Source organism: Micromonospora solifontis (assembly GCF_003725545.1).
In the GTDB taxonomy this organism is placed as follows: domain Bacteria; phylum Actinomycetota; class Actinomycetes; order Mycobacteriales; family Micromonosporaceae; genus Micromonospora; species Micromonospora solifontis.
In genome coordinates this window covers 1-23,651 of record NZ_RJLN01000084.1, presented here as the reverse complement: position 1 = coordinate 23,651, position 23,651 = coordinate 1, and the positions used below count along the sequence as shown (strand labels likewise).

General features: G+C 71.6%; 20 protein-coding genes and 1 pseudogene. 8 read left to right on the top strand and 13 right to left on the bottom strand.

Going from position 1 to position 23,651, the window contains the following annotated elements:
* Window positions 1-253, bottom strand: a 253-nt coding sequence (locus EFE23_RS22740) for a GntR family transcriptional regulator (protein WP_123242964.1), incomplete at its 3' end; no start/stop codon positions are given.
* Between the two features lie 38 nt (window positions 254-291).
* Between EFE23_RS22740 and EFE23_RS22735 the strand changes: the two genes are divergently transcribed.
* Window positions 292-1,539 carry a bifunctional pyridoxamine 5'-phosphate oxidase family protein/GNAT family N-acetyltransferase gene (locus EFE23_RS22735; protein WP_123242961.1) on the top strand — a complete coding sequence of 416 codons (1,248 nt, stop codon included), beginning with the start codon at window positions 292-294 and terminating at the stop codon, window positions 1,537-1,539.
* Entirely contained in the window at window positions 1,536-2,204 is a 669-nt protein-coding gene (gene leuE / locus EFE23_RS22730; RefSeq protein ID WP_123242960.1) for a leucine efflux protein LeuE, read from the top strand. The genes EFE23_RS22735 and leuE overlap by 4 nt, the downstream gene beginning before the upstream one ends.
* Window positions 2,205-2,304: 100 nt before the next feature.
* Here the strand turns inward: leuE and EFE23_RS22725 are convergent, their stop codons facing one another.
* Window positions 2,305-3,234: a sporulation protein gene (locus tag EFE23_RS22725; protein ID WP_123242959.1), complete on the bottom strand. Its 930-nt coding sequence runs from the start codon at window positions 3,232-3,234 to the stop codon at window positions 2,305-2,307.
* Window positions 3,235-3,493: 259 nt separating this feature from the next.
* On the opposite strand from EFE23_RS22725, the gene EFE23_RS22720 reads away from it, so the two are divergent.
* Window positions 3,494-4,624 carry an FUSC family protein gene (locus EFE23_RS22720; RefSeq protein WP_123242958.1) on the top strand — a complete coding sequence of 377 codons (1,131 nt, stop codon included), beginning with the start codon at window positions 3,494-3,496 and terminating at the stop codon, window positions 4,622-4,624.
* Between the two features lie 105 nt (window positions 4,625-4,729).
* Here the strand turns inward: EFE23_RS22720 and EFE23_RS22715 are convergent, their stop codons facing one another.
* From EFE23_RS22715 to EFE23_RS22700, 4 genes are all read right to left on the bottom strand, one after another.
* Complete coding sequence (locus EFE23_RS22715) at window positions 4,730-5,794, bottom strand: hemolysin family protein (RefSeq protein WP_123242957.1); 1,065 nt, start codon at window positions 5,792-5,794, stop codon at window positions 4,730-4,732.
* Entirely contained in the window at window positions 5,791-7,146 is a 1,356-nt protein-coding gene (locus EFE23_RS22710; RefSeq protein WP_123242956.1) for a hemolysin family protein, read from the bottom strand. Before EFE23_RS22710 ends, EFE23_RS22715 begins: the two co-directional genes overlap by 4 nt.
* A gap of 235 nt (window positions 7,147-7,381) precedes the next feature.
* The gene (locus EFE23_RS22705; RefSeq protein ID WP_123242955.1) at window positions 7,382-8,008 is read right to left on the bottom strand and encodes a universal stress protein; all 627 of its coding nucleotides are present in this window, start codon (window positions 8,006-8,008) and stop codon (window positions 7,382-7,384) included.
* Window positions 8,009-8,100: 92 nt separating this feature from the next.
* Window positions 8,101-10,764: an HAD-IC family P-type ATPase gene (locus EFE23_RS22700; RefSeq protein WP_123242963.1), complete on the bottom strand. Its 2,664-nt coding sequence runs from the start codon at window positions 10,762-10,764 to the stop codon at window positions 8,101-8,103.
* 332 nt (window positions 10,765-11,096) lie between these two features.
* On the opposite strand from EFE23_RS22700, the gene EFE23_RS22695 reads away from it, so the two are divergent.
* Genes EFE23_RS22695 through EFE23_RS22685 form a run of 3 tightly spaced genes read left to right on the top strand, consistent with a single transcriptional unit; the run spans window position 11,097 to window position 14,893 of the window.
* Entirely contained in the window at window positions 11,097-11,546 is a 450-nt protein-coding gene (locus EFE23_RS22695; RefSeq protein ID WP_123242954.1) for a hypothetical protein, read from the top strand.
* Window positions 11,547-11,587: 41 nt separating this feature from the next.
* On the top strand, window positions 11,588-12,433 hold the full coding sequence (locus EFE23_RS22690) for a universal stress protein (RefSeq protein WP_123242953.1): 846 nt from the start codon (window positions 11,588-11,590) through the stop codon (window positions 12,431-12,433).
* 24 nt (window positions 12,434-12,457) lie between these two features.
* Complete coding sequence (locus tag EFE23_RS22685; protein WP_233601108.1) at window positions 12,458-14,893, top strand: glycoside hydrolase family 65 protein; 2,436 nt, start codon at window positions 12,458-12,460, stop codon at window positions 14,891-14,893.
* Window positions 14,894-14,966: 73 nt separating this feature from the next.
* Here EFE23_RS22685 and mnhG read toward each other — a convergent pair whose 3' ends face one another.
* The 6 genes and pseudogenes from mnhG to mbhE form a co-directional block, all read right to left on the bottom strand.
* Window positions 14,967-15,332: a monovalent cation/H(+) antiporter subunit G gene (gene mnhG, locus EFE23_RS22680; RefSeq protein WP_123242951.1), complete on the bottom strand. Its 366-nt coding sequence runs from the start codon at window positions 15,330-15,332 to the stop codon at window positions 14,967-14,969.
* Complete coding sequence (locus tag EFE23_RS22675; protein ID WP_123242962.1) at window positions 15,329-15,586, bottom strand: monovalent cation/H+ antiporter complex subunit F; 258 nt, start codon at window positions 15,584-15,586, stop codon at window positions 15,329-15,331. Before EFE23_RS22675 ends, mnhG begins: the two co-directional genes overlap by 4 nt.
* A 2-nt stretch (window positions 15,587-15,588) precedes the next feature.
* A complete protein-coding gene (locus EFE23_RS22670) occupies window positions 15,589-15,996 on the bottom strand; it encodes a Na+/H+ antiporter subunit E (RefSeq protein ID WP_123242950.1) in 408 nt (135 codons plus the stop codon).
* Window positions 15,997-16,004: 8 nt separating this feature from the next.
* Window positions 16,005-17,474 (bottom strand): proton-conducting transporter transmembrane domain-containing protein, encoded by a 1,470-nt coding sequence (locus tag EFE23_RS22665; protein ID WP_123242949.1) that lies wholly within the window; start codon window positions 17,472-17,474, stop codon window positions 16,005-16,007.
* A complete protein-coding gene (locus EFE23_RS22660) occupies window positions 17,471-17,839 on the bottom strand; it encodes a sodium:proton antiporter (RefSeq protein WP_123242948.1) in 369 nt (122 codons plus the stop codon). The genes EFE23_RS22665 and EFE23_RS22660 overlap by 4 nt, the downstream gene beginning before the upstream one ends.
* Window positions 17,826-20,568: pseudogene (mbhE, locus tag EFE23_RS22655) on the bottom strand (hydrogen gas-evolving membrane-bound hydrogenase subunit E); the annotation flags it as partial. The pseudogene mbhE and the gene EFE23_RS22660, both read right to left, overlap by 14 nt.
* Before the next feature lie 297 nt (window positions 20,569-20,865).
* On the opposite strand from mbhE, the gene EFE23_RS22650 reads away from it, so the two are divergent.
* Entirely contained in the window at window positions 20,866-21,966 is a 1,101-nt protein-coding gene (locus tag EFE23_RS22650; RefSeq protein ID WP_123242946.1) for an AI-2E family transporter, read from the top strand.
* Between the two features lie 37 nt (window positions 21,967-22,003).
* Here the strand turns inward: EFE23_RS22650 and EFE23_RS22645 are convergent, their stop codons facing one another.
* Window positions 22,004-22,348, bottom strand: coding sequence for a hypothetical protein (locus tag EFE23_RS22645; protein WP_123242945.1), 345 nt, complete (start codon window positions 22,346-22,348; stop codon window positions 22,004-22,006).
* Window positions 22,349-22,528: 180 nt separating this feature from the next.
* Between EFE23_RS22645 and EFE23_RS22640 the strand changes: the two genes are divergently transcribed.
* Window positions 22,529-23,651: DEAD/DEAH box helicase (locus tag EFE23_RS22640; protein WP_233601107.1), on the top strand; the 1,123-nt coding region annotated here is incomplete at its 3' end.

Genomic DNA, 23,651 nt, shown 5'->3' with positions numbered 1-23,651 from the left:
CGGCCCGGGTGGCCACGGGCGGGCGGGGCCGGACCCGGGTGCCGTGCCGGCCGGCGGTGACGACCAGGCCGCGCTGCCGCAGCTCCTGGTACGCCTTCGCCACGGTGGCCGGGCTGACGGCCAGCTCGGCGGCGAGGGCGCGGACGGCGGGCAGGGGGTCGCCGGGAGCCAGCGCGCCGGCGCGGATGCCGCTCTCCACGCTCGCTGAAATCGCGGCCGACGACGAGCCAGCGATCTGATAATGTGCTGCCACAGTTCGGAGATTGTACTAGAACAAAGGTGGGATGTCCCATGTACCCCCCGACCGAACGGACCACCGCCACCCGTTACCGCGACCGGATGCACTACGACCGGGCCACGGCCCACGCCCTGCTCGACGAGGGGTACCACTGCGCGCTGGCGTTCACCGTGGACGGTGAGCCGCGCGTCCTGCCCACCCTGCACGTCCGGATCGACGACACCCTCTACGTGCACGGCTCCACCGGCAGCCGGCCGCTGCTCGCCGCCCGGGGTGCCGACGGGCTGCCGGTCTGCGTCGCGGTCACCCACCTCGACGGGCTGGTCCTCGGCCGGTCCCAGTTCCACCACAGCGCCAACTACCGCTCGGTGGTCGCGCACGGCACCGCCCGGCCGGTCACCGACGAGGCGGAGAAGGCCCGGGTCCTCACCGCTCTGGTGGAGAAGGTGGCCGCAGGGCGCAGCGCGGACAGCCGGCCGCCGACCCGCAAGGAACTCGCCGAGACCACCGTGCTGGCCCTGCCGTTGCGCGAGGTCTCGGTCCGGATCCGCGCCGCCGGGGTGCTCGACGAGCCCGCCGACTACGGCCTGCCGTACTGGGCCGGGGTGCTGCCGCTGCGAATCACCCGGGGCGTGCCGGAGCCGGACGCCGGGGTCACCACGCCGGTGCCCGGGTACCTGCGACCGCCACGCTCGCCCTGGCTGGAGCCGGTGGTGCTGCGCGGCGAGCACGTGGTGCTGGAACCGCTCGACCTGTCCCACGCCGAGGAGCTGTACGCCGCCCTCGACGACGAGGAGGTCTGGCGGTACGTCGGCAGCCCGCGCCCGGGCAGCGCCGAGGAGATGGCGGGCTACGTGCGCGCGGCGCTGGACGCGAACCAGCGCGGCGTCCGGACGCCGTGGGTGCAGCGGTGCGCGGTGACCGGGGCGGTGGTCGGCACCACCTCCTACTACCAGCCCGACCCGGGGCTGCGCGCGGTGGAGATCGGCTTCACCCAGCTCGGCCGGCCGTGGTGGCGGACCGGGATCAACACCGAGGCGAAGCTGCTGCTGCTCACCCGGGCCTTCGCGGAGCTGGGGGCGATCCGGGTCACCTGGCAGACCAGCACCCTCAACGAGCGCTCGCAGCGGGCCATCGAGCGACTCGGCGCCACCCGGGAGGGGACGCTGCGGTCCAACCGGCGGCGGGCCGACGGCACCTGGCGGCAGTCCGCGCTCTACTCGATGCTCGCCGACGAGTGGCCGAACGCACAGGTCACGCTGCGGGAAAGGCTTCGCCCCGCGGTGCCGGCGGCGTCATGATGTCCGGCGTGCTGGGCATCACCGACATCTGGACGTACGTGCTGGGGACCGTGGCGATCGTGCTGCTGCCCGGGCCGAACTCGCTCTTCGTGCTCTCCACCGCGGCCAAGCGCGGCGTGCGGGCGGGCTACCGGGCCGCCGGCGGCGTGTTCGTCGGCGACTCGGTGCTGATGTTCCTCTCCGCCGCCGGGGTGGCGTCGCTGCTCAAGGCGTACCCGCCGCTCTTCCTGGTGATCAAGTACGCCGGTGCGGCGTACCTGGGTTATGTGGGGTTGACCATGCTGCGCGGCGCGTGGCGGCGCTGGCGGGACCGCAACGACCCGACCACGCCGCGCCTGATCGACGCGGCGGAGCCGGCGGCGCTACGCAGCCCGTTCCGGCGGGCCCTGGTGATCAGCCTGCTCAACCCGAAGGCGATCCTCTTCTTCATCTCGTTCTTCATCCAGTTCGTCGACCCGCAGTACGCCTGGCCGGCGCTGTCGTTCCTGCTGCTCGGGCTGATCGCCCAGGTGACCAGTGCGCTCTACCTGACCGCGCTGATCTTCGCGGGCACCTTCCTGGCCGCCCAGTTCCACCGCCGCCGCCGGCTGGCCGCGAGCGGCACCACCGCCGTGGCGATGCTCTTCCTCGGCTTCAGCCTGAAACTCGCCACCGCCTCGGGGTAAGGAGGGGCCCCTTCTTAACGCCTACGGTAGAGAAAGGGCCCCTCCTTAACGCGCACGCTGCCGTGGCGCGACCGACACGCAGGTCGCGCCGGAGGCGGCCTCAGGTGCCGTCGCCACCACCGCCACCACCGCCGACGCCGGCGCCGCCGGCGGTGCCGCCCAGGCCGTAGCCGGGGGCGACCGGTTCGTCAGGGGGGCGGCTGACGTGGGCGGACTCGCGGATCGACGCGGACCAGTCCGCGTTGGCGGCCGCGGCGGCGTGCCGGTTGATGGCGTGGCGCAGCCAGCCGTCCACCGTGCCGACCCAGTCCCGCCGGTTGGCCCCGGCGTGCCAGACCCGGAACCGGCTGATGCTCTGGTGGGTGACCCCGGCCAGGGAGAGCCGGCGGTCCGCCCAGAGCACCACCTCCAGCCAGGCCGCGTTCGTCACGAAGATCACCTCCAGCTCCGTGATCGGGCCGGCGTAGAGCGGAGCCACCCAGTAACCCAGCCGCTCGTGGAACGGCAGCGTCTGCTCCACCCCGGGCAGCCGGCCGTGCTGCAGCCCCGCCTGGCGCATGACGAAGCCGAGGGTGTCCAGCGCCGCCAGCACGTGCTGCTGGGTCGGCAGCGGGTGGACGAAGACCGGCACCAGCGCCCCCTGGTCCAGGTCGGGGTCGACCGACACCTCGGTCCGCAACCCGGTACGCAGGCTCATCAAGGGCACCCCGCCGAAGGTGGTCACCGGGGTCTCCCAGGGCAGCGGGAACGCGAAGTCCACCGCCCGCCGCCGCCCCGCCGGCACCACGAACCGGCCGGCGATCGGCACCTGGTGATACTGCACCAGCCGCCGGGGCGCGCCCGGATCCTCCGGCTCCACCTGGGCCACCAGCCCGAGCCGGATGTGCCGCACCGGGACGTCCTCGCCCCCGGCCGCGAGGGTCACCCGGCCGGGCAGGCGCAGCCCCGGGCGGGTGCTCGGGTTGGTCAGCGTGGTGCTCACCGAGAGTCCGGTCCACACCGACTCCGACGACACCCCGGTCAGCCGCATCCCCGCGCTCCCTCCCCGCTCCTTCCCTCCGGCCCGGCCGCATTCCCGGTCGCCGGCCCGCCACTCCTGCCCGGCCCACCATCGACGGCCGGGCGGTGTCCGGGCCGCCCGACACCGGCGACCTGGCGGCGTCCGGGCCGCCCGGACAACGCCGGTTCGGCGACCCGGAGTCGAGACGACAGTTTCGCCGTACCAGTGCCCTTGAGGTGCCCGGGACACGGCCAGGGATGCCGGTGCGCGAAGTGGGTAGCCGGTGGGCATGTCAGCCGTAGCGGGGGAACGGGAGCAGCTTGGCCGGTTGCAGGCCCGACTCGTCTCTGCTGCTCAGGACAGCTACCGCCATCTGCAGACACATCTCCTGGTGGCGGTACAGGCAGGGCTGGCGGCGGCCCTCGCGTGGGTGGTCGCCCGCGAGCTGCTGGGCAGCCAGCAGCCGACCTTCGCACCGCTGGCCGCCGTGGGCGTGATCGGCTCGGCCCTGGGCAACCGGGCCCGCCGCACGATCGAACTGATCATCGGCGTGCTGGTCGGCATCGCGGTCGGGGACCTGCTGGTGGCTGCGCTGGGCACCGGGCCCTGGCAGACCGGCGTGATCGTCTTCCTGGCGATCACCCCGGTCGTGGCGGCGCACGGCAGTGGCGCTCTCATCGTGCAGGCCGGTGGTACGGCTGTGTTGATCGGGACCCTCACGCCCACCTCACCCGATCTGGAACTGCCGCGAACGGCCAACGCCCTGATCGGCGGGGCGGTCGGGCTTCTGGTGGTGCTCGTGCTGGCGCCACTGAACCCGGTGCGCGCCGTGCGGCGGGTGGCCGATCCCGCGTTGAACCGTTTCGCGCACGAGATGACCACCTCGGCCACCGCACTCAACAGCCGGGATGCCAGCGGTATGGAGCGGGTTCTAGACCGGATGCGCGACGCTGACGCCCAGCTGAGCCAGATCGAGGAGGTGGTGGCCGCTGCCGACGAGGTGGCCCGGCTGTCCCCGATCAGGTGGAGACGCCGCCGGGTGCTGGGAGCCTTCCGGCAGGGCGTCGAGCACCTCGACCGGGCGTTCCGCAACAGCCGCAGCCTGGTACGGCGGCTGAGCGCGGCACTCCGGGACGATGAACCGGTACCGGCGGAACTGTCCGCCGCCGTGGAACAGGTCGGTGAGGCGATCCGGATGCTGCACCGGGAGTTCCTGGCCGCACGCGAGCCGGTGGGCACCCGGCAGTGCGTGCTGGCGGCGGTCGGCCACGCGGGTGCGGCCTGTCGCAAGGAAATGGGCTTCTCCGGCACGATCGCCGTCTCCCAGCTGCGGCTCGTGGCCAACGACATCCTGCGCGCCACCGGCCTACCCCGCGACCAGGCCCGGCGAATGGTGCGACATGCCGCCGCAGGCAACTGAGCCGTCCCGGACCGGGCCACCGGATCGTTCTGCACTGCGTCACTCGGGCCGGCCGCCGGGTCACCCCGCCGGCCGGACGGAGAAAGCGACGGAATGGTCGCACAGTCAGCGCAGCCGACGGCCCCGGGGCACCGGATCGGTCTCGTCGTCGAACTCGCCGATGACCTCCTCGAGGAGATCCTCCAGCGCGACGAAGCCGATCGGCCGGGTCGGGCCGCCGCCGTTGCGGACCAGCGCCAACTGGGCCTGCTGGCCGCGCATCGCCGCGACCGCCTCGGTGACGGTGGCCTCCCCGGGCAGGGTGAACGCGGGGCTCATCAGCTCACCGGCGGTCGCCGGCCGGCCGGTGGTGACCGCCCGGACCGCCTCGCGTACGTGGACCAGGCCGCAGACCTCGCCGCCGGCGTCCACCACGGCCAGGCGGGACCGGCCGCTGTCCCGCGAGACGTGCTCGATCCGGTCCGCGGTGTCCTCCCGCCGGACCGTGACGATCCGCTCGAACGGCTCCATCACCTGCGCCACCCGGGTGCCCTGCAGCTCCAGCATGCTGGTCAGCAGCTGGTGCTGCTCGGCACCGAGCAGCCCGTGCTCCCGGGACTGCTCCAGCAGGATGCGCAGCTCGTCCGGGCCGTGCACCTGGGCCAGCTGGTCCTGCTGGCGTACGCCGACCAGGCGCAGCACCGCGTTGGCCAGCGCGTTCAGCGCGGAGAGCACCGGGCGGGCGATCCGGGCGAAGGCCCGGAACGGCAGCGCCAGCAGCATCGCCGACCGCTCCGCGTCGGTGATCGCCCACGACTTCGGGGCCATCTCCCCGACCACCAGGTGCAGGAAGGTCACCAGGGCCAGGGCGAAGAGCAGCCCCACCAGGTGGCTGACCGTGGCCGGCAGCCCGACGGCGTGCAGCAGCGGGCTGAGCAGACGCTCGATGGCCGGCTCGGCGAGCGCACCGAGCCCCAGGGTGCACAGGGTGATGCCGAGCTGCGCGCCGGCCAGCATCAGGGTCAGCTCGCGGACGCCGTCCAGCGCCGCGCGGGCCGCCCGGCCGCCGCCGGACGCCAGCTGTTCCAGGCGGTACCGCTTGGATGCCACCAGGGCGAACTCGGCGGCCACGAAGAAGCCGTTGAGCGCCAGCAGCACCACGGAGAAGAAGAGCGCGAAGCCAGGGCTCATGCTGCCTCCTCCCCGCGGGAGACGGCGGTGGTGCGCAGCCGTACCGAGTCGGCCACGTGCCGGTCCACGGCCAGCACCTCGACCAGGGCCCGCGGCTCGGCGTCCGGCTCGTCGCCGTCGACGGCGAGGGCGATCTCCAGCCGGTCGCCCACCTCGGGCACCCGGCCCAGTTCCCGCATGACGAGCCCGGAGAGGGTGTCGTACTCGGGCGCCTCGGGCAGCGCGATGCCGGTGCTGTCGGCGACCTCGTCGATCCGCCAGCGGGCCGGCACCACCCAGGAGCCGTCCTCCTGCCGGGCGGGGGCCCGCTCCGGCGGGTCGTCCTCGTCGCGGATCGGCCCGACCAGCTCCTCGGCGATGTCCTCCAGGGTGATCACGCCGGCGAAGCCGCCGTACTCGTCCACCACGCAGGCGAGCTGCCGGTGGCCGACCCGGAGCCGGTCCAGCACCGTCGGCAGCGGCAGCGTCTCGGGCACCAGCAGCGGAGGTACGGCCACCGCGCCGACCCGGGTGGTGGCGCGCTTCGCCGGGGGCACGCCGAGCACGTCGGCGATGCCGATGACGCCCACCAGGTCGTCGACCCCCTCGGCGCCCCGCACGGGGAACCGGGAGTGGCCGGTGTCGAGCAGCTCGACGACCCGGCTGACCGGCTCGTCGGCCCGTACGGTGTGCACGTCGACCCGCGGCACCATGGCCTCCCCGGCGGTCAGCTCGCGGAAGTCGAGGCCCCGGTCGAGCAGGTCCGACATGGCGGCGTCGAGGTGCCCCTCCTCGCGGGACTCGGCGATGATCTGTTCCAGGTCCTCCGGGGTGGCGCCGCTGGGCAGCTCCTCGATGGGCTCGATGCCGACCCGGCGCAGCAGCCGCACGGCTGCCCGGTCGAAGAGCGTGATCACCGGCCCGGCGATCTTCAGGTACATCAGGGTGGACCGGGCCAGGGCCCGCGCGAGGGGCTCGGCGCGGGCGATCGCGAGGTTCTTCGGGGCCAGCTCGCCGAGGACCATCTGCACCACGGTGGCGATGATCAGGGCGAGGGCCACCGACAGCGGCAGCGCGACCCCGGTGGAGAGGCCGGTCAGCCCGAGCAGGTCGGCCAGCCCGGCGCCCAGGTACGGCTCGGCGGCGTAACCGACCAGCAGAGCGGTCACGGTGATGCCGAGCTGGGCGCCGGAGAGCATGAACGAGAGGCGCCCGGTCACTTCCAGCGCCCGGGCCGCGGCCTGGTCGCCGCCGTCGGCGAGCTGCTTGAGCTTGCCCCGGTCCACGGCGACGTAGCCGAACTCCTGCGCCACGAAGTAACCGGTGGCGGCGGTGAGCACGATGATGAGGGCGAGTCCGACGAGGATCAGCACGGGAGGTTCAGGGCTCCCGGGGCCGTCGGGGCGAGGGGTTGCCGGGCATGACCCGGCTGGCTACTGCTGCCCTCCTGGGCAGAGGAGTCGATCATGTGGCCATTTTATCGGCGGCGGCTGGACGTTCGCTGAGGGTGCCGGGAAGCGTCCCGGCCGTCCGGTTCGCCGCGCGGGGCGTGGCCTCCCGCGGAGCACCTCCATGGCCGCTGATCGGCCGAGCCGGCGCGCCGCCGGCTCATCGATCGGGAAGGCTGCCGAGCAGCAGGGCCCGGGAGGATCGGCGGGCGAGTTCCTCCGCCACGCTGCCCAGCAGCCGGTCCCTCACCCCGTGGCCGTGCCGGCCGACCACCAGGAGATCTACGTCGTGCGCCTCGGCCACGGCCAGCAACGCGTCCACCGGATGGCCGCGGACAATCTCGATGGTCGGGCGCGGCAAGCCCGCGGGGAGAGCATCGCTCCGCTGGTCGAGCATGCGCCGGGCTTCCCGCTGCTCGGTCGGCACGTCTTCACCCACCGAATCTGGGCTGGTCACGGTGACCAACACCAGTTCGCTGGCGGTACGACTGAGCGCCCGCGCGATCGCGCGCAGCGCCCGGTCGGACTCAGCCGACCCGTCCACACCGACCGCGACCCGCAGGCCTGTGCCCTTCCCGGTCGAAGGCCGGTGCACCATGTCTACCACGGCTGTCCCGGCGCGTCCCCGCTCCACGGCGATCGGGATGAACAGTGGTCCGAGCAGCCCACCGACGACGTACCACAGCAGGTGCGGATGGCCGGCCCGGATCACGAACCAGGCCGCCGTGAGCAGGCCGATGGCCAGCCAGAACACGGCCACCAGGAGCACCCACCACCACGGAGTCACCGCGGGCTCCGGGCGGCAGGCCGGGGCGACGGAACCATGCTGGTGACTACCCACGTCGACGGCGGATAGACCGCGACCGGATGGTGGGTGCGTCACATGAGGTGCCGCCGCAGCCGCTTGTCCACGGCCACCACGGCCGCGGTGACGACGCCGATCGCCAGGATGCGCCACCACGCCCCGGCGGACAGAGGTGCAGTGCCGAATATCCGGTGCATGACGGGCAGATAGGTGATGGCAAGCTGGCCGGCCGCCTGCGCCACCACACCCAGCACGATCCAGCGGTTGGACAAGAGGCCGGCCCGCCAGACCGGCTGGCTGAGCGATCGGCAGCTGAACAGGTAGAAGATCTCGACCACGACGAACAGGTTTAGCGCAGCCGTGCGGGCCTCGGCGATCGAGCGCCCACTTTGTTGCTCCCAGTGGAACAGCCACGACGAGCCGGCCACGAGGAGAGCCGCCACCAGCAGCACCCGCACCATCAGGGCCCGGGTGATCAGTGGACGCGCGGGATCACGAGGTGGCCGCCGCATTATCCCGCTCTCCTTGGGTTCGAAGGCAAGCATGAGGCCGAGGAACACCGCAGTGGTCATGTTGATCCACAGAATCTGTGTCGGCAGCAACGGCAGGGTGGTCCCGAGCACGATCGCCACGAGTACCACCAAGCCCTCGCCGAGGTTGGTGGGCAGCGTCCAGACCAGGAACTTGGTCAGGTTGTCAAACACGCCGCGGCCCTCCTCCACCGCGGCCTCGATGGTGGCGAAGTCATCGTCGGTGAGCACCATGTCGGCGGCTTCCTTGGCCACCTCCGTGCCAGCGCGGGCCATGGCGACACCGATGTCGGCCTGCCGTAGGGCGGGGGCGTCGTTGACCCCGTCGCCGGTCACCGCCACGACGTGCCCACGCCGCTGGAGCGCCTCGACCAGCCGCAGCTTCTGCTCCGGGGAGACCCGCGCAAACACCGCTGCCTCCTCCACCGCGTCCGGGAATTCACCTTCGGGCAGCCCACGCAATTCCGCGCCGGTAAGCACCCGGTTCGGCTGCCCCGCCTCGAGCACCTTCAGTTGGGTCGCGATGGCAGACGCCGTAGCCGCGTGATCGCCAGTGATCATCTTGACCCGGATGCCCGCGGAATGGCACGCCTCGACGGCGGGTGCGGCGGCGGCGCGTGGTGGGTCGAGCATGGCCTGCAGGCCAGTGAAGACCAGGGTGCCGGGCAACGAGTCCTCGTCGAACCCGCTCGCCTGCTCGGCAGGCCGCACGGCGGTGGCCAGGACCCGCAGTCCCCGACTGGCCAGGTCTTCGGCCGCCCGCAGGATCCGCTCCCCGTCGAGCGGGCCGCTCGACCCGTCCGCGCGCATCGCGGCACAGGACATCGAAACAATGCGCTCCACACTTCCCTTGACGAGCCCGACGTAGCGGTTCGTGTCAGGGTCGTGGTGCAAAGTGGCCATGTACTGCCGCTCGGAGCTGAAGGGAATCGTCGCGCAACGCGGATACCGGCTTGCGATGTCCTCCTGACGGAGGCCGCCCTTGGCCGCGACGACGAGCATCGCCGCCTCGGTGGGATCCCCGGTCAACACCCACTCGCCGTCCTCGCGGCCGAGCCGGGCGTCGTTGCAGCCGGCACCGGCGAGCAGGCAACGCTCCAGCGACTGGCTCGCCGTTGCGGTGGCGGCCCGGTTCTCATCGGTCAGTTCGCCCTCGGGCGCGTAGCCCGAGCCGGTGACCGAGTACTCGGCGTCGAGCGTCCAGATCGCGCGTACCGTCATCTGGTTCTCGGTCAGGGTGCCAGTCTTGTCCGAACAGACCACCGTGGTGCTGCCGAGCGTCTCGATGGCAGGCAGTCGACGGATCACCGCGCGGCGGCGCGCCATGCGGGTCACCCCGATGGCCAGCGTGATCGTGACCGCCGCGGGCAGTCCCTCGGGGATGGCACCCACGGCGAGCGCGACCGCCGCTGTGAACATCTCGACGGCGTCCTGCCCGCGCAGCAGCCCCACCCCGAAGGTGGCAGCGGCCAGCACGAGGATGGCGATGGTGAGCACCTTGCTGAACCAGGCGAGCTTGCGGGTCAGGGGCGTGGCCAGGCTCTCCGCCGAACCCACCAGCCGGTGAATCTGCCCGAGTTCGGTCCGGGCGCCGGTGGCGACCGCGATGCCCATGCCGCCGCCCGCCGTGACCAGCGTGCCGGAATAGGCCATGTTCCGGCGGTCGGACACCGGCGTCACCTCGGGCAGTTCCGCCTCGTCCTTGGCGACCGGGACAGACTCGCCGGTCAACGCCGACTCGTCCACGCGCAGTTCGTCGGAGCGGACGATCCGCAGGTCCGCGGGAACCTTGGCGCCCGGCTCCAGTTCGATGAGGTCGCCCGGCACTAGGTCCTCAGAGGGGACGGACCGCGCCTGGCCGTCGCGGAGCACCCGCGCTTCGGTACGCACCATCGACCGGAGGCTGTCCAGCGCCGCCTCGGCCCGGGACTCCTGGACGAACCCGACCACCGCGTTGATCAGCACCACCGCGAAGATCACGGCCGAATCGACGTACTCCCGCAACACGGCGGTTACCGCAGTCGCGGCCAGCAGCACATAGATCAAGGGGTGGTGGAACTGGCGCAGGATCCGACGCAGCACTCCCGGCCCGCCCGCGGTCGGCAGCACGTTGGGGCCGTAGCGTTGGCGGCGCCGGTCGGCCTCGTCGCCACTGAGCCCGCGCCGCGGATCCGTCTCGAGAAGGAGCACCACCTCGTGGGCCGACATCTCGTGGTGCGCCTCGTCGCGCGGCTCGGCCGCGCCCTTCGAGCCCACCCCTCACCCCCGAACGACGCCCGATGCGGGCACCCCTTGGCGTGGACAACAACCGCCGTCGCCTCGCACGGGCCTACCGCCAGCGGTCAGTTCGCCCGACGAATCGACGCGGCCACAGCCCCGAACATCGCCCGGTAGACACGAGCCGGACGCCGGAAGTATAGGCAGCTCAGCTGGGCTTCCATGGACGATTTCCGGCAGTCCGGCCGCGCCCGGGAAAACGGTTTGCCGGTCCGTTCACCGGGTACGCGGCCCTCCCGCCCCCTGTGGCGAACGGATTCGGGATGAAGATTTCACTGAACACGAAGGTCATGGTGCGCAGCGGCGTCCGCGGCGTCATCGCCGCGATGGCGATGTCCGGCCTCCGCCAGGCCACCACGTCGTTGAACCTGGTGGAGAGTTCACCACCAAAGTCGGTGCTGCAGAAGACGGTTCCAGGGTTGCTCGAACAACTGCCCGGCGAGCAACACCCGGCCCTGCTCGCGGTGGCCCACTGGGGCTACGGGCTGGGCGCCGGGTTGGCCTTCGGGGCACTTCCCGAGCGGCTACGGCACAAGACCTGGGTGGGTCCGGTCTACGGCATGGCGCTGCTGGCCGCCTTCCACTTCGGCATCGCCCCGGCCCTGCGCATCGAGCAACGGCTCACCGATGTCCACGAACAGTTGGCACTGACCGCGGACCACCTGTTGTACGGCATCGTCGTGGCGGGCTTTCCGATGCCGCACCGGGACTGACGTCGTGAGGTCCGGGCCAGAACGACGCAGGAGTGGACAGGATGTCAGCTGACGCGCGAGCACCGGTCGTGGTCGGCGTGGACGGCTCACCGGAAGCGACGCGGGCACTGCGCCAAGCTGTTCGGGCAGCCGTCTGGCGCCGGCTGCCGCTGCGGGTGGTGCATGCCTTCATCTGGCCCCTGTTCAACGTGCCACTCGATCAGCCGAAATTCGGCCCACCCGAGAGCGGGTTGCGCAACCAGGCCGAACGGCTCGCGCGGGACGCTGCCGAGCAGGCCAGGGCGGAGGCGCCCGGGATCGAGGTCACGGCGGTGGTGGTCGACGGGGCTCCGGCTCCGGTCCTCGCCGGGGAGGCCGAGACGGCGACGATGGTGGTGATCGGCAACCGCGGCCTCGGTGGGTTCAGCGGACTGCTGCTGGGGTCCGTGGCACTGCAGGTCACTCCGCACGCCGCCAGCCCCGTGCTCGTGGTGCGTGGAGAACCTGACCAAGGTGGCCCGGTGGTGGTCGGCATGGACGGCTCCCCGCACAGCGCCATCGCCGTTGGCCTGGCCTTCGAGGAGGCGCACCTACGGCGCACGACGCTGCGGGCGATCCATGCCGGAGGCGAACTCGGCCGATCCGCGGCCAGGCTGCTCACCGACTCCCTGACCCAGTGGGCCGACCGATACCCCGAGGTGCCCGTCGAACAGCTGCAGAGCACGGACCAACCCGCCGCCGCGCTGGTGCACGCCGCCCGGGATGCTCAACTGGTCGTGGTCGGGGCCCGCGGCCGGGGTGGCTTCACCGGACTGCTGCTCGGCTCGGTCAGCCAGGCCGTGCTGTACCACGCACCCTGCCCCGTGGCGATCGTCCGTGATGCGGTCGGCAGCCCGCCGGACCGCTGACCGGCCAGGGATCGGGAGGATGCGGTGACGCGGGAGGTGTGCGCCATCTGTTGCCTCCGTCCTGATGAATGGCTGCTCGCGTACGCGGATCCGGAGCCGGCACGGGAGCGGGCAAGGGAGGCGATGCTGGCCCTGGGCAACGGCTATCAGATGACGCGGGGAGCGGCGCCGGAAACCGTCGCGGGCGCGGTCCATTACCCCGCCACCTACGTGGCCGGGGTGTACAACCGCCTCGTCTCGCATTTCGCCGGCCGGAGTCAGGTCGACGAGAGTCTGGTCCGGATGCCCAACTGGCTGCCGATCACCTTCCGGCACCCGGACGGGCCCTGGTTTCCCGACGAGTCGTTCCAGATCAGGCACCAGCACGTCGCCCTCGACCTACGACGCGGGCTCCACCGCCGCGACGTCAGCGTCCGCGACACCAGGGGCCGCCGCACCCGGGTCCGCCAGGAACGCTTCGTCTCGATGGCCCACCCCCACCTGTCCTGCCTGCATACGGTGATCACAGCGCTGAACTGGTCGGGGCCGCTGCAGATCCGCAGCCTGGTGGACGGGCGGGTCAGCAACAGCAACGTCGCGGAGTACGCGGCGCTGGCCCGACATCACCTGACCGGAATCGAGACCGGGCAGGGCGAAAGTCACTGCTGGCTGACCGCGAACACCACGCAGTCGCAGGTCCGGATCGCGCTGGCCAGCCGTACGTCGCTCGCCGGCGATGCCGAGCCCGCCAGCGGGCGACGCCCCGTGACCGGGACGGACCACGTGGGACACGAGTTGGACCTGGCAATGGTGTGCGGCACGCCGGTGGCACTGGACAAGACCGTGTCCCTTTACACGTCCCGGGACCCCGCCATCTCGGCACCGTTGGACGCCGCGCTCGTCGAGATCGCTGACGCCCCCGCCTACCCGGAGCTGCGGGCTGCCCACACCCTGGCCTGGAAGCATCTCTGGCGCCGGTTTCACCTGCGCCTCGGTGGGCCTGGCCTGGTGGAGCAGCAGCGGGCACTGAACGTGCACCTGTTCCATGTGGCGCAGACCCTCTCGGGCTACACGGCCGACGCGGACGCCGGCGTTCCCGCACGCGGACTGCACGGCGAGGGCTACCGCGGCCATGTCTTCTGGGACGAGTTGTTCGTCTTCCCGCTGCTCAACCTGCGTACCCCCGACCTGACCCGAGCCCTGCTGCTCTACCGGCACCGGCGACTGCCGCAGGCTCGTCGCCGAGCCCGTGCCCTCGGGATGGCCGGTGCCCTGTTCCCCTGGCAGAGCGGTAGCGACGGGCGCGAGGAGACCCCGAACTGGTTGCACAACCCGCTGTCGCGGCGGTGGATGCCGGACAACTCTCGCCGCCAGTACCACGTGAACCTCGCGATCGCCTACAACGTCTGGCAGTACTACCAGGTGACCGGGGACGTGGACTTCCTGGCCGCGTACGGCGCTGAGCTGCTCGTCGACATCGCTCGGTTCTGGGCCGCCCTCGCCGAGTACGACACGGCGACCGACCGCTACCACATCCGTGGCGTGATGGGGCCGGACGAGTTCCACGACGGATATCCCGAGCGCCCCGGCTGCGGCGTCGACAACAACGCGTACGTCAACGTCATGACCGCGTGGATGCTCGCCCGCACGGCCGACGTGTACCGCGCCCTGGGTGGACACCACACCGACGACCTGTGGCAGCGGCTGGCCGTCACCGACGTGGAGCTCGCCCGCTGGGAGCACATGAGCCGGCGACTATACGTGCCGTTCCTGCCCAACGGCCTGCTCAGCCAGTTCGACGGCTACGCCGGTCTCGACACACTGGATGTGGGTGCCTACCGCGACCGGTACGGCGATGTCGGCCGGCTCGATCTCATCCTCGAAGCCGAGGGCAGCCACCCCAACCGTTACCAGACGTCGAAGCAGGCGGACGTCCTGATGCTCCTCTACCTGCTCAGCGCGGAGGAGCTGACCGCGCTTCTCGGACATCTCGGCTACCAGTTCGACCCCGGGACCATCCCGGCCACTGTCCACTACTACCTCGCCCGCACCACCCACGGCTCGACCTTGAGCCGGGTCGTCCACTCGTGGGTGCTCGCCCGCACCAGGCGCTCGGCGTCCTGGCAGCTGCTCTGCGACGCGCTCGCCGCAGATCTGTCCGACACCGCGTCCGGCACCACCGGCAATGGCGTCCACCTCGGCGCGATGGCCGGGACCGCCGACATCTTGCAGCGCTGTTACACGGGGCTGGAGGCCCGCGATGACGCCCTGCGGCTTCACCCGCAGCTGCCACCGGCGCTCGGCCACCTCGATTTCAACGTCGGCTACCGCGGGCACTGGCTGCGCTGTCACTGCAGTCACGACGTGGTCTCGGTGGAGGTCCTGCCCAGCGCCGCCGCACCGGTCACGGTCATTTTGGAGGAGGCGGCCCATGTCGTGTCCGGCGGCGACCGGATCTCGGTACGGACCGGTGGGCGGTAGGCAGCCCGTCCGACCACTGGCCGCCGACCAGGTGCACCGACTCGGCTGGAGCGGCTGGGCGACCGGTCGAGCGTCACGCGTCCGGCGCTCCACCGGTGGCCGATGCCGGTGGTGCCCCACGTGCCGCGAGTTCGTCCTGCCAGGTGGCCGGCGAGAGCGGCGTGCCCGCCCGGTAGGCGGCCCGGGCCAGGGCGTACCCGCCGAGGGGCGCGGTGAACAACTGCAGCCCGGTGGCGAGTAGCAGCACTACGGCGTTCCGCGGGCTGGGTAGGAGCAGCAGCACCCCCAGCAACACGCCGACCGCGCCGAGACTGGCCGCCTTGGCCAGCGCGTTCATGCGGTTGTAGGCGTCGGGCAGCCGGACCAGCCCGACGGCGCTAACTACCACCAGCCCAGTGCCGACGACTAGCAGGACCGATGCCAGTGGCACCCGGATCACGACCGGGGCCGGTCGAGGAGCCGGGCCAGGGAGACCGTTGCCAGGAACCCGACCAAGGTGCCGACCAGGACCAAGTCGAGCACGGCGGGGAGCTCCAGCCGGGCCGCGAGGACCGCGACCGCCGCGATGACGTGGACGAAAGCGAGGTCGAGCGCCGCCGCCCGGTCCGCGTCGGTCGGGCCGGCGACGAGCCGCACGATGACCATGATCATCGAAAGTGCGAGAGCGCCGAGCACGATGTCGAGGAGGAGCACCTTCACCCCCGATCGGTGTCTGCGGTCGGGCCGGCTGGACCCACCGGTTCCCGCGTGGTAGCCGCCGGGCGCATGGCCGACAGCAACCTGCCCTCCAGTGCGGCGAGGCGACGGCTGAAGTCCGCCAGGTCGCGGGCGTGCATGCCATGCACGTACAGCGCCGGCGCGGACCGGTCGATCGCCAGCGGCAGAGTGCCCGGCGTCAGACCGACGCAGAGGACCATCCACACGATCTCATGATCTGTTCTGGCCTGCAGCGGAATCCGGACGATCGCCGGGCAGAGGCCCGAACCGGGCGTAAGGATCTCCCGGACGACAACCAGATTGGCCTGCACCAACTGGACCGCGAAATATCCGATGAACCGTAGGATCCGGGCGGCGCGTCGGACGATTCGCAGCGAAAGCCGCATCGGTTGACTCATCGGAGAACCGCCGCCAAATACTCGGTCGGGTTCGTCAGGCCGGTCGCGGCCGCCTCCGAAAGGATCAACAGTTGCTGCCCCGCGAGTCCGAGCAGCAAAGTGGCCACGGCCAGCGTCAACGCGGGCAACGTAGCCCAGGCCTGGGGCCGCCACCCTGTCGCGGCCGGTCGCGCCGCTCCTGGCAGTCCCCAGAACACCGAACCCCAGACCTTCAGCATCGAGGTGAGGGTGAGCAGACTAACTCCCAGGGCCACGGCCACCGCCACCCAGGCCCCGCCGGCCGCGGCCGCCTTGATGAGGAGAAACTTAGCCAGGAAACCGGAGAACGGCGGCAGGCCGGCAAGCGACAAGGCGGCGCCCGCGAAAGCCGCCGCCAGCACCGGACGCGTCATCGCCAGGCCACCCAGCGCAACCAACCGGTCCGTGCCACGGTCGGCGTGCACCGCCGCGGTGCACAGAAACAAGGCCGTCTTGACCAGTATGTACTGCACCAGATAGAAGATCGCGGCGGCAAGGCTCTCGTGCGTGAACAAGGCGAGACCGAGCAGCACGTAACCGATCTGGCTGACCATGTGAAACGACAGCACTCGACGCATGCTGTGCTCGCCGACCGCCCCCAGGACGCCCACCAACATGGAGGCCAGCGCCGCCGCACCGATCACCCACTGATGGTCGGCGGAACCACCGTAGAGGACTGCGAAGACGCGGATGAGGGCGTAGAGACCGACCTTGGTGAGCAGCCCGGAAAAGAGGGCGACCACCACCGGCGGCGCCTCCGAGTAGCTTCGCGGCAGCCACGCGTGCACCGGCACGACCGCACTCTTGACCGCCAGCGCCACCAGCACGACGCCGCCCGCGGCGGCTACCCGGGACGACTCCCGCGCGGCGCCGACGAGTTCGTTGAGCTGCACCGACCCGTGCACGCCGTAGAGCAGGCCGACACCGGCCAGCAGCAGGGTGGAGGCAAGCAGGTTGGTCGCGACGTACACCCGACCCGCCCGCACGTCCCGGGCCTGACCGCGCAGGGCGAGGAGCACGTACGACGGAACCAGCATGACCTCGATGAGCACGAAGAGGTTGAACAGGTCGACGGTGAGCAGCGCACCGTTTGCGCCGGCCGCGAGCACCAGGGCCAACGGCACGAAGAAGGGATGGCGGTCCTGACCGGTCCCGGCGGCCGAGGCGAGGCAGCCCAGCACCACCAGGGCGACGGCGCAGAGCATGAGTCCCGTGAACACGTCGACCGCGAACCGGATGGCCACCACCGCTGCCCACCCCCCGATCCGCACCGTGAGCACCGTGCCGCTCCTGACCACGGCCAACAGGCATATCGCCGTGACGAACACGAGACCCGACACCGCCAGGCCGGTGACGCGGCGTAGCAATGGACGAGCCGGCCAGGCCAGCAGCGCCGCAGCGGCGAGTAGCGGCCCCACTACGGGCAGCACGACCAGGATTCCCGTCATGTCTCGTCCCGATCGCGGACCTCGGTCGGCCGGTTCGTCGGGCCGTCGTCATCCGCCGGGTCCGGCTCGATGACGGACGCCTCTGCTCCGCCGGTGCGCAGCAGACCGAGCAGGTAGATGGTGATGCCGAAGCTGATCACGATGGCGGTGAGGGTGAACGCCTGCGGCAGCGGGTCGGCCCGGTCCAGCCCACCGTCGGCGAACGCGGGAACTCGCCACCGCAGTACGCCGGCGGACAGCAGCAGCACGTTCACCGCGTGGCCGAGCAGGATGAACCCGATGATCAGGCGGAGTTGCGAGCCGCGCAGCACCAGAAACACGCCGGCGGCGGTGAGCAGGCCGACGAGAAGCGCGGCGGCGGTCACGAGGGCGCCTCGGTGCGCCGGCCGCCGGGGCTGCCGAGCCGGCGTACCGCGGACACGACGAGCGCCAGGACCATCAGGTAGACCCCGAGGTCGAAGAGAACTCCCGAGGAGAGCGACAGCGGTCCCGGCAAGGGCAGCTTCCCGGGTGCCAGAAACGGCCGACCGACCACGACGGGCGCCAAGCCGACGGTCAGACTCAGCAGCAGACCCGAGACGAGCAGCGGACGGCCGCGCAGCCAGCCGAGGGGCGGCACCGACGACCCGGCGTGGGCGAGATGCCCAAGACCGACGGCGGTGCCAGCTACCAGAGCCCCGATGAAGCCGCCGCCCACCTCCTCGTGCCCACGCGCGAAGAGGTACGCCGAGATCAACAGCATCACCGGGGCCAGCACCCGGTAGGCGAAGCCGAAGACGAGATCCGCGTCGGGCGGACCAGCCCTCGCCCGACCGGTCGCTCCGGCGGTGTCCAGGACCGCGGCCAGGCCGAGTGCGACGACGCTGAGCACGACCGCCTCGCCGAGGGTGTCCAGGGCGCGAAAGTCCACCAGAATCACGTTGACGATGTTGTGGCCACCGGTGACGGGCTCCGCTCGCTCCAGGTAGTAGCGGGCGGGCAGGGACAGCTCCCGTCGCCCGGTCAGCGCGGCCGTGCCGGCGGCGGCGATGACACCCACCCCGGCTGCGAGCACCGCCGCCGCGCCCGACGGACGTGCGCGCTCGCGACGGACCGGCTCGCCGGGCCGTTGTCGCAGCACGAGCATCATGACGATGGTGGTCAGCACCTCCACCAGCAGCAGGGTCACCGCCACATCCGGCGCGCCGACGGTCACGAACCAGACCGACAGGATCAGCCCGACCAGCCCGGTGAGGCTGATCGTCGCTAGCAGGGAGCGCGCGACGACCAGCCCACCGATCACCATCACGAGGAGCGCCAGCACCACCAGGTCGCCCGGACGGGTGAGGCTGCCCGGCGGACGCGACACGGGTCCGACGAGCGCTGTGGCGGCCGCCCCGAGCAGGAGCACGGCGAGCAGCGGCATGATCAGGAAGGGTGCCGGGCCCTCGGCCCGGGCCATCGCGGCGACCCGATCGCCGAAGCCCAGCAACCACCCGTACCCGCGGTCGAAGTAGGACACGAACGGCCGTGCGGTGGGGGCTTCGAGGAACATGCGATCGGTACGCGTCCGGAACGTGAAGAGCAGCATGCCGAACACGACGGTGAGCGCGGAGAGCAGCAACGCGACGGTGAACCCGTGCCAGAACGCCAGCTCGGCTGGTTCCCCCTGCGGCCGAGCGTTGTTTGCGGCGCGTACCACGAGCGGGCCGAGCAGGCCGACCAGGGGCCCAGCCACGGTCGCTGCCACCGCGGCCACGGCCGCCGGTGCCAGGAACGACCAGGAGGGCTCGTACAGCCCGCGTTGGCGAGGCGGACCGGCGAAGACCCCATACACCAGACGAGCCGCGTAGGCGAAGGTGAGCACGGACGCCAGCACTGCCAGTGCCGTACCGGTCCAGCTCAGCCAGACCCCGCCGGGCGCCTCGCTCAGCGCCTCGAAGATCGCCTCCTTGCCGACGAACCCGATCGTCGGCGGCAGCCCGGCGAGTGACATGGCCGCCAGCGCGGTCATCGTGCTCGTGACCGGCATCTCCCGGCGCAGGCCGGAGAGTTCGCGCAGGTCACGGCTCCCCGCTTCGTGATCGATGATCCCGACGAGCATGAACAGCGTCGCCTTGAACAACGCATGGGCGACGGTGTAGAGGATGGCCGCCGCATCGGACTCGGGAGTGCCCACCCCGATCACGCCGATCAGAAGGCCGAGCTGGCTCACCGTGGAGTAGGCCAGCAGCGCCTTCAGGTCATGCTGGCGCAGGGCGAGGAACGCCCCGAGGACCGCGGTCGCGAGGCCGACCCCGATGAGCGCGATGCTCCAGGGCCGACGGTCCCCGAACAACGCCGAGAAGCGCATCGCCAGGTAGATCCCCGCCTTCACCATGGTCGCCGCATGCAGGTACGCGCTGACCGGCGTGATCGCGATCATCGCCCCCGGGAGCCAGAAGTGGAACGGCACCTGCGCCGACTTCGTGAACACCGCCAGCAGGATCAGGGCGCTGGCCGCGGCTGCCGGCCCCGATGCCAGACGTTCGGGTTGGGCGAGGATCCGGCTGATGTCGCTGGTGCCCAGGCTGACCATGAGGATCACGAAGCCGGCCAGCAGAGCCAGACCGCCACCGGACGTTACCAACAGCGCGTGTACCGCGGGACGGGTCGCCGCCGGCTGGTTCTGCCCGATGAGGACGAACGACAGGATCGAGGTCAGTTCCCAGAAGACGAAGAGCAGCAATAGGTCGTTCGCGAAGACCAGACCGAGCATCGCGCCGGCGAACAGGGTCAACGAGACGTACAGGGTGATGTGCTGACCGGAACCGCTCAGGTAGCGCGGGGTATAGGCCATGATCAGACCACCGACGCCGAGCACCACCAGCGCGAAGATCAGGGAAAGGGCGTCCATTCGGAGGGCGGCGGACACGTCGAGCGACGGCAGCCACCGCCACGAGATCTGCACGACATCGTCGTCCAGGATCGCCGGCAGTCGGGTGAGCAACAGGGCGGCGGCGACGGCGTAGCCGGCGGCGAGGGGATAGCCGACGTTCCGCCCCAGTCTCCGGCTGAGCGCGGGCACCGTCGCGGCGAGCCCGACCTGCCAGGCGAGGACGAACGCCAGGATCATCCCGCCACGCCCACGAAGGGCGACCGCGATGTGGGGGTCGGCAGGTTCGACGTGCCCCGGCGGACGGTCGAGGGCGGGCTCGGCCCGACGCGGTCAAGGGACATGATTCCTTGATACCGGACAAACCATGAAATCGCCGGTGTAATCGCCTCAGGCGCTACAAGCGTCCTTTAGGGGACAACTTGCCGTGTCCCAGCTTCTCGAATGAACGCGGCGGACTAGAAAGGACATGTCCCACGCCCGCCTCCGGCACGCCCGGCTCGGCGCCGGGACCGTTCCACAGGTACGGAGACCTGCATGCCAGAGCACCGAACTCCGAACAGCGGGGCCGCCAGCGCGTGGGAAGCACTCCCCTGGTCGCTCCGCGTCGCCACCGTCTGCGGCCTCTGCGTTCTGGTGCTCGCCACGACCGCCTATCTGGTGGGTCGGCTCCTGCTCACGGTTGCTCCGTTGTGCCTGGCCGTGGCCGTCTCCCTGCTGCTCACCGCACTGCTCAGTCCCGTGAGCAGGCTGTTGCGAAGGCTGCGGGTGCCGAACACGCTGGCCGCGCTCGGTGCCGTACTGACGCTGCTCGGGCTGGTGGCGCTCGCCGTCACCGTCGTGACCAGTCAGGTCGCCACCGAGTTCGACGATCTGGGCGCGACGCTGTCGGCCGGGCTGGCGGAGATCCGGCAGGCGGTCGTCGACGGCCCTCTCCCGATAGACGAGGCACAACTCGACGCCATCGTCGCGGTAGTCCGGGAGCGGGTCACACAACGCTCCGCGGAGCTCGATCCGGCCGAGGCCGCCAGCGTCACCCTGGAGGCCGTCGGGGCTGCTCTCCTTGCCGTGATCCTGCTCTTCTTTCTGCTCAAGGACGGCTCCCGAATGTGGGCCTGGCTGCTGCGACCGGTTCCGCAGCGGCTGCGCACGACGCTCGACGAGGCAGGTCGAGCCGGTTGGTGGGCGCTCAGCCGCTACATCGGGGGACAGGTGGTCGTGGCGGCGGTCGACGCCATCGGCATCGGGGTCGCCCTGCTGATCATCGGCGTGCCGCTGGCCCTCCCCCTCGCGTTGCTGACCTTCCTCGGTGGGTTCGTCCCGATCGTCGGGGCCACCGTCGCCGGCGTCGCCGCAGCACTGGTCGCCCTCGTTGCCAACGGCCCCACGGATGCGCTGCTCGTCATCGCCGCCGTCATCGTTGTCCAGCAACTCGAAGGCAATTTGCTGGAACCGCTGATCGTCGGGCGGGCGCTGCGACTGCACCCCGTCCCCGTCCTGCTGGCGGTCACCGCGGGAACGCTGTTGGGCGGCATCGCGGGGGCGGTTGTCGCTGTGCCGATCCTAGCCGTGCTGCACCGGACCGGAGCCGTCCTGGTGAAGCGAGGTACGCGGCAGCAGTCCACCGGCACGGAATGACGGCGAGGCGCCACCAGCCAGCGCCGGGAGCGCCTGGTCAGGGACGGCGCGGGTGGATCTCCACCAGCAGGTCGGGGCGGCCGAGCTGGCGGACCACCTTGTTGACCACCCGCTGCGCGGCGGCGAGCGAGCGCACCGGGAGCAGCTTGCCCCGACTCTCCCGGCGCAGCACGAAGTAGTGCACCGCGGCGCGGACCAGCCCGCGGTCGGCGGCGCTGGAGTGGGCGGTGGCGACCACCAGCTCGCGCAGGCACCGGGCCAGCTCCTCGGCCAGTTCCAGCTCCGGGCCGTGCAGGCCGGTGCGGAGCACGGCGAGGTGGCCGTCGACCTTCCGGATGAGTACGTCGGTCCCGGGCCCGGAGCCGCGCTCCTCGACGATCATCCAAGCCCTCCACCCCGACGCTGCGTTGGGAGTGAAGTTACTTTATGTTGCGCGGCACAAGCAAGCAGTTAAGTAAGACTTAACGCTAGTAACGCCCCCAACTATCGCTTAAGTCATCGACCCGGACAGAACAGCGTCCGGCGACGAGTGAATGTCACATCGGCGAGGCAGGATGGGGGCGTGGCGAACGAGGTGACCGGCGGGGACGCGGCCGTGCTGGCGGATTTCGGCCCGGCGACCCGGGAGTGGTTCCAGGCCGCCTTCGCCGCCCCCACCGCCGCCCAGGCCGGCGCCTGGCGCTCCGTCGCCGCCGGGCGCAACGCCCTCGTCGTCGCCCCGACCGGCTCCGGCAAGACCCTGGCCGCGTTCCTCTGGTCGCTGGACCGGCTGGCCAAGGAGCCGGCCCCGGCCGAGGCCCGGCAGCGCTGCCGGGTGCTCTACGTCAGCCCGCTCAAGGCGCTCGCGGTCGACGTCGAACGCAACCTACGCGCGCCGCTCACCGGCATCCGGCAGGCCGCCGCCCGGCTCGGTCTCACCCCGCCCGACATCACCGTCGGCATGCGCACCGGCGACACCCCGGCCGACGAGCGGCGGGCCTTCGCGCGTACCCCGCCCGACATCCTCATCACCACGCCGGAGTCGCTGTTCCTGCTGCTCACCTCCGCCGCCCGGGATTCGCTGCGCGGGGTGCGTACGGTGATCGTCGACGAGGTGCACGCGGTCGCCGGCACCAAGCGCGGCGCCCACCTGGCGCTCTCCCTGGAACGCCTCGACGCGCTGCTGGAGACGCCGGCCCAGCGGATCGGCCTGTCGGCCACCGTCCGGCCGATCGACGTCTGCGCCCGGTTCCTCGGCGGCGCCCGGCCGGTCGACGTGGTGCAGCCCGCCAGCAGCAAGACCATCGAGGTCAGCGTGCAGGTGCCGGTGGAGGACATGACCCGCCTCGACGAGCAGGAGCCGCCGGAGGACGCCCTCGGCGGCGTCGGCCCGCGCCGGGCGTCCATCTGGCCGGCCGTCGAGGAGCGGGTCTTCGCGCTGATCCGGGCGCATCGGTCGACCATCGTCTTCACCAACTCGCGGCGCAGCGCCGAACGACTCTGCGCCCGGCTCAACGAGCTGGCCGCCGAGGAGCTGGCGGCGGCGACCGCCCCGGACGGCGGCCACCTGGCCCGGGGCGGCGACCCGGTGCGCGTATCCGACCTGGTGGCGGGGGACGACGGCGCGCCGGCCGGCGACGGCGGCCCGGCGGACGGCCCCGGCCCGGGAATCGACGGCGGCGCGCCGGGCGGATCCGGCCGGGGCC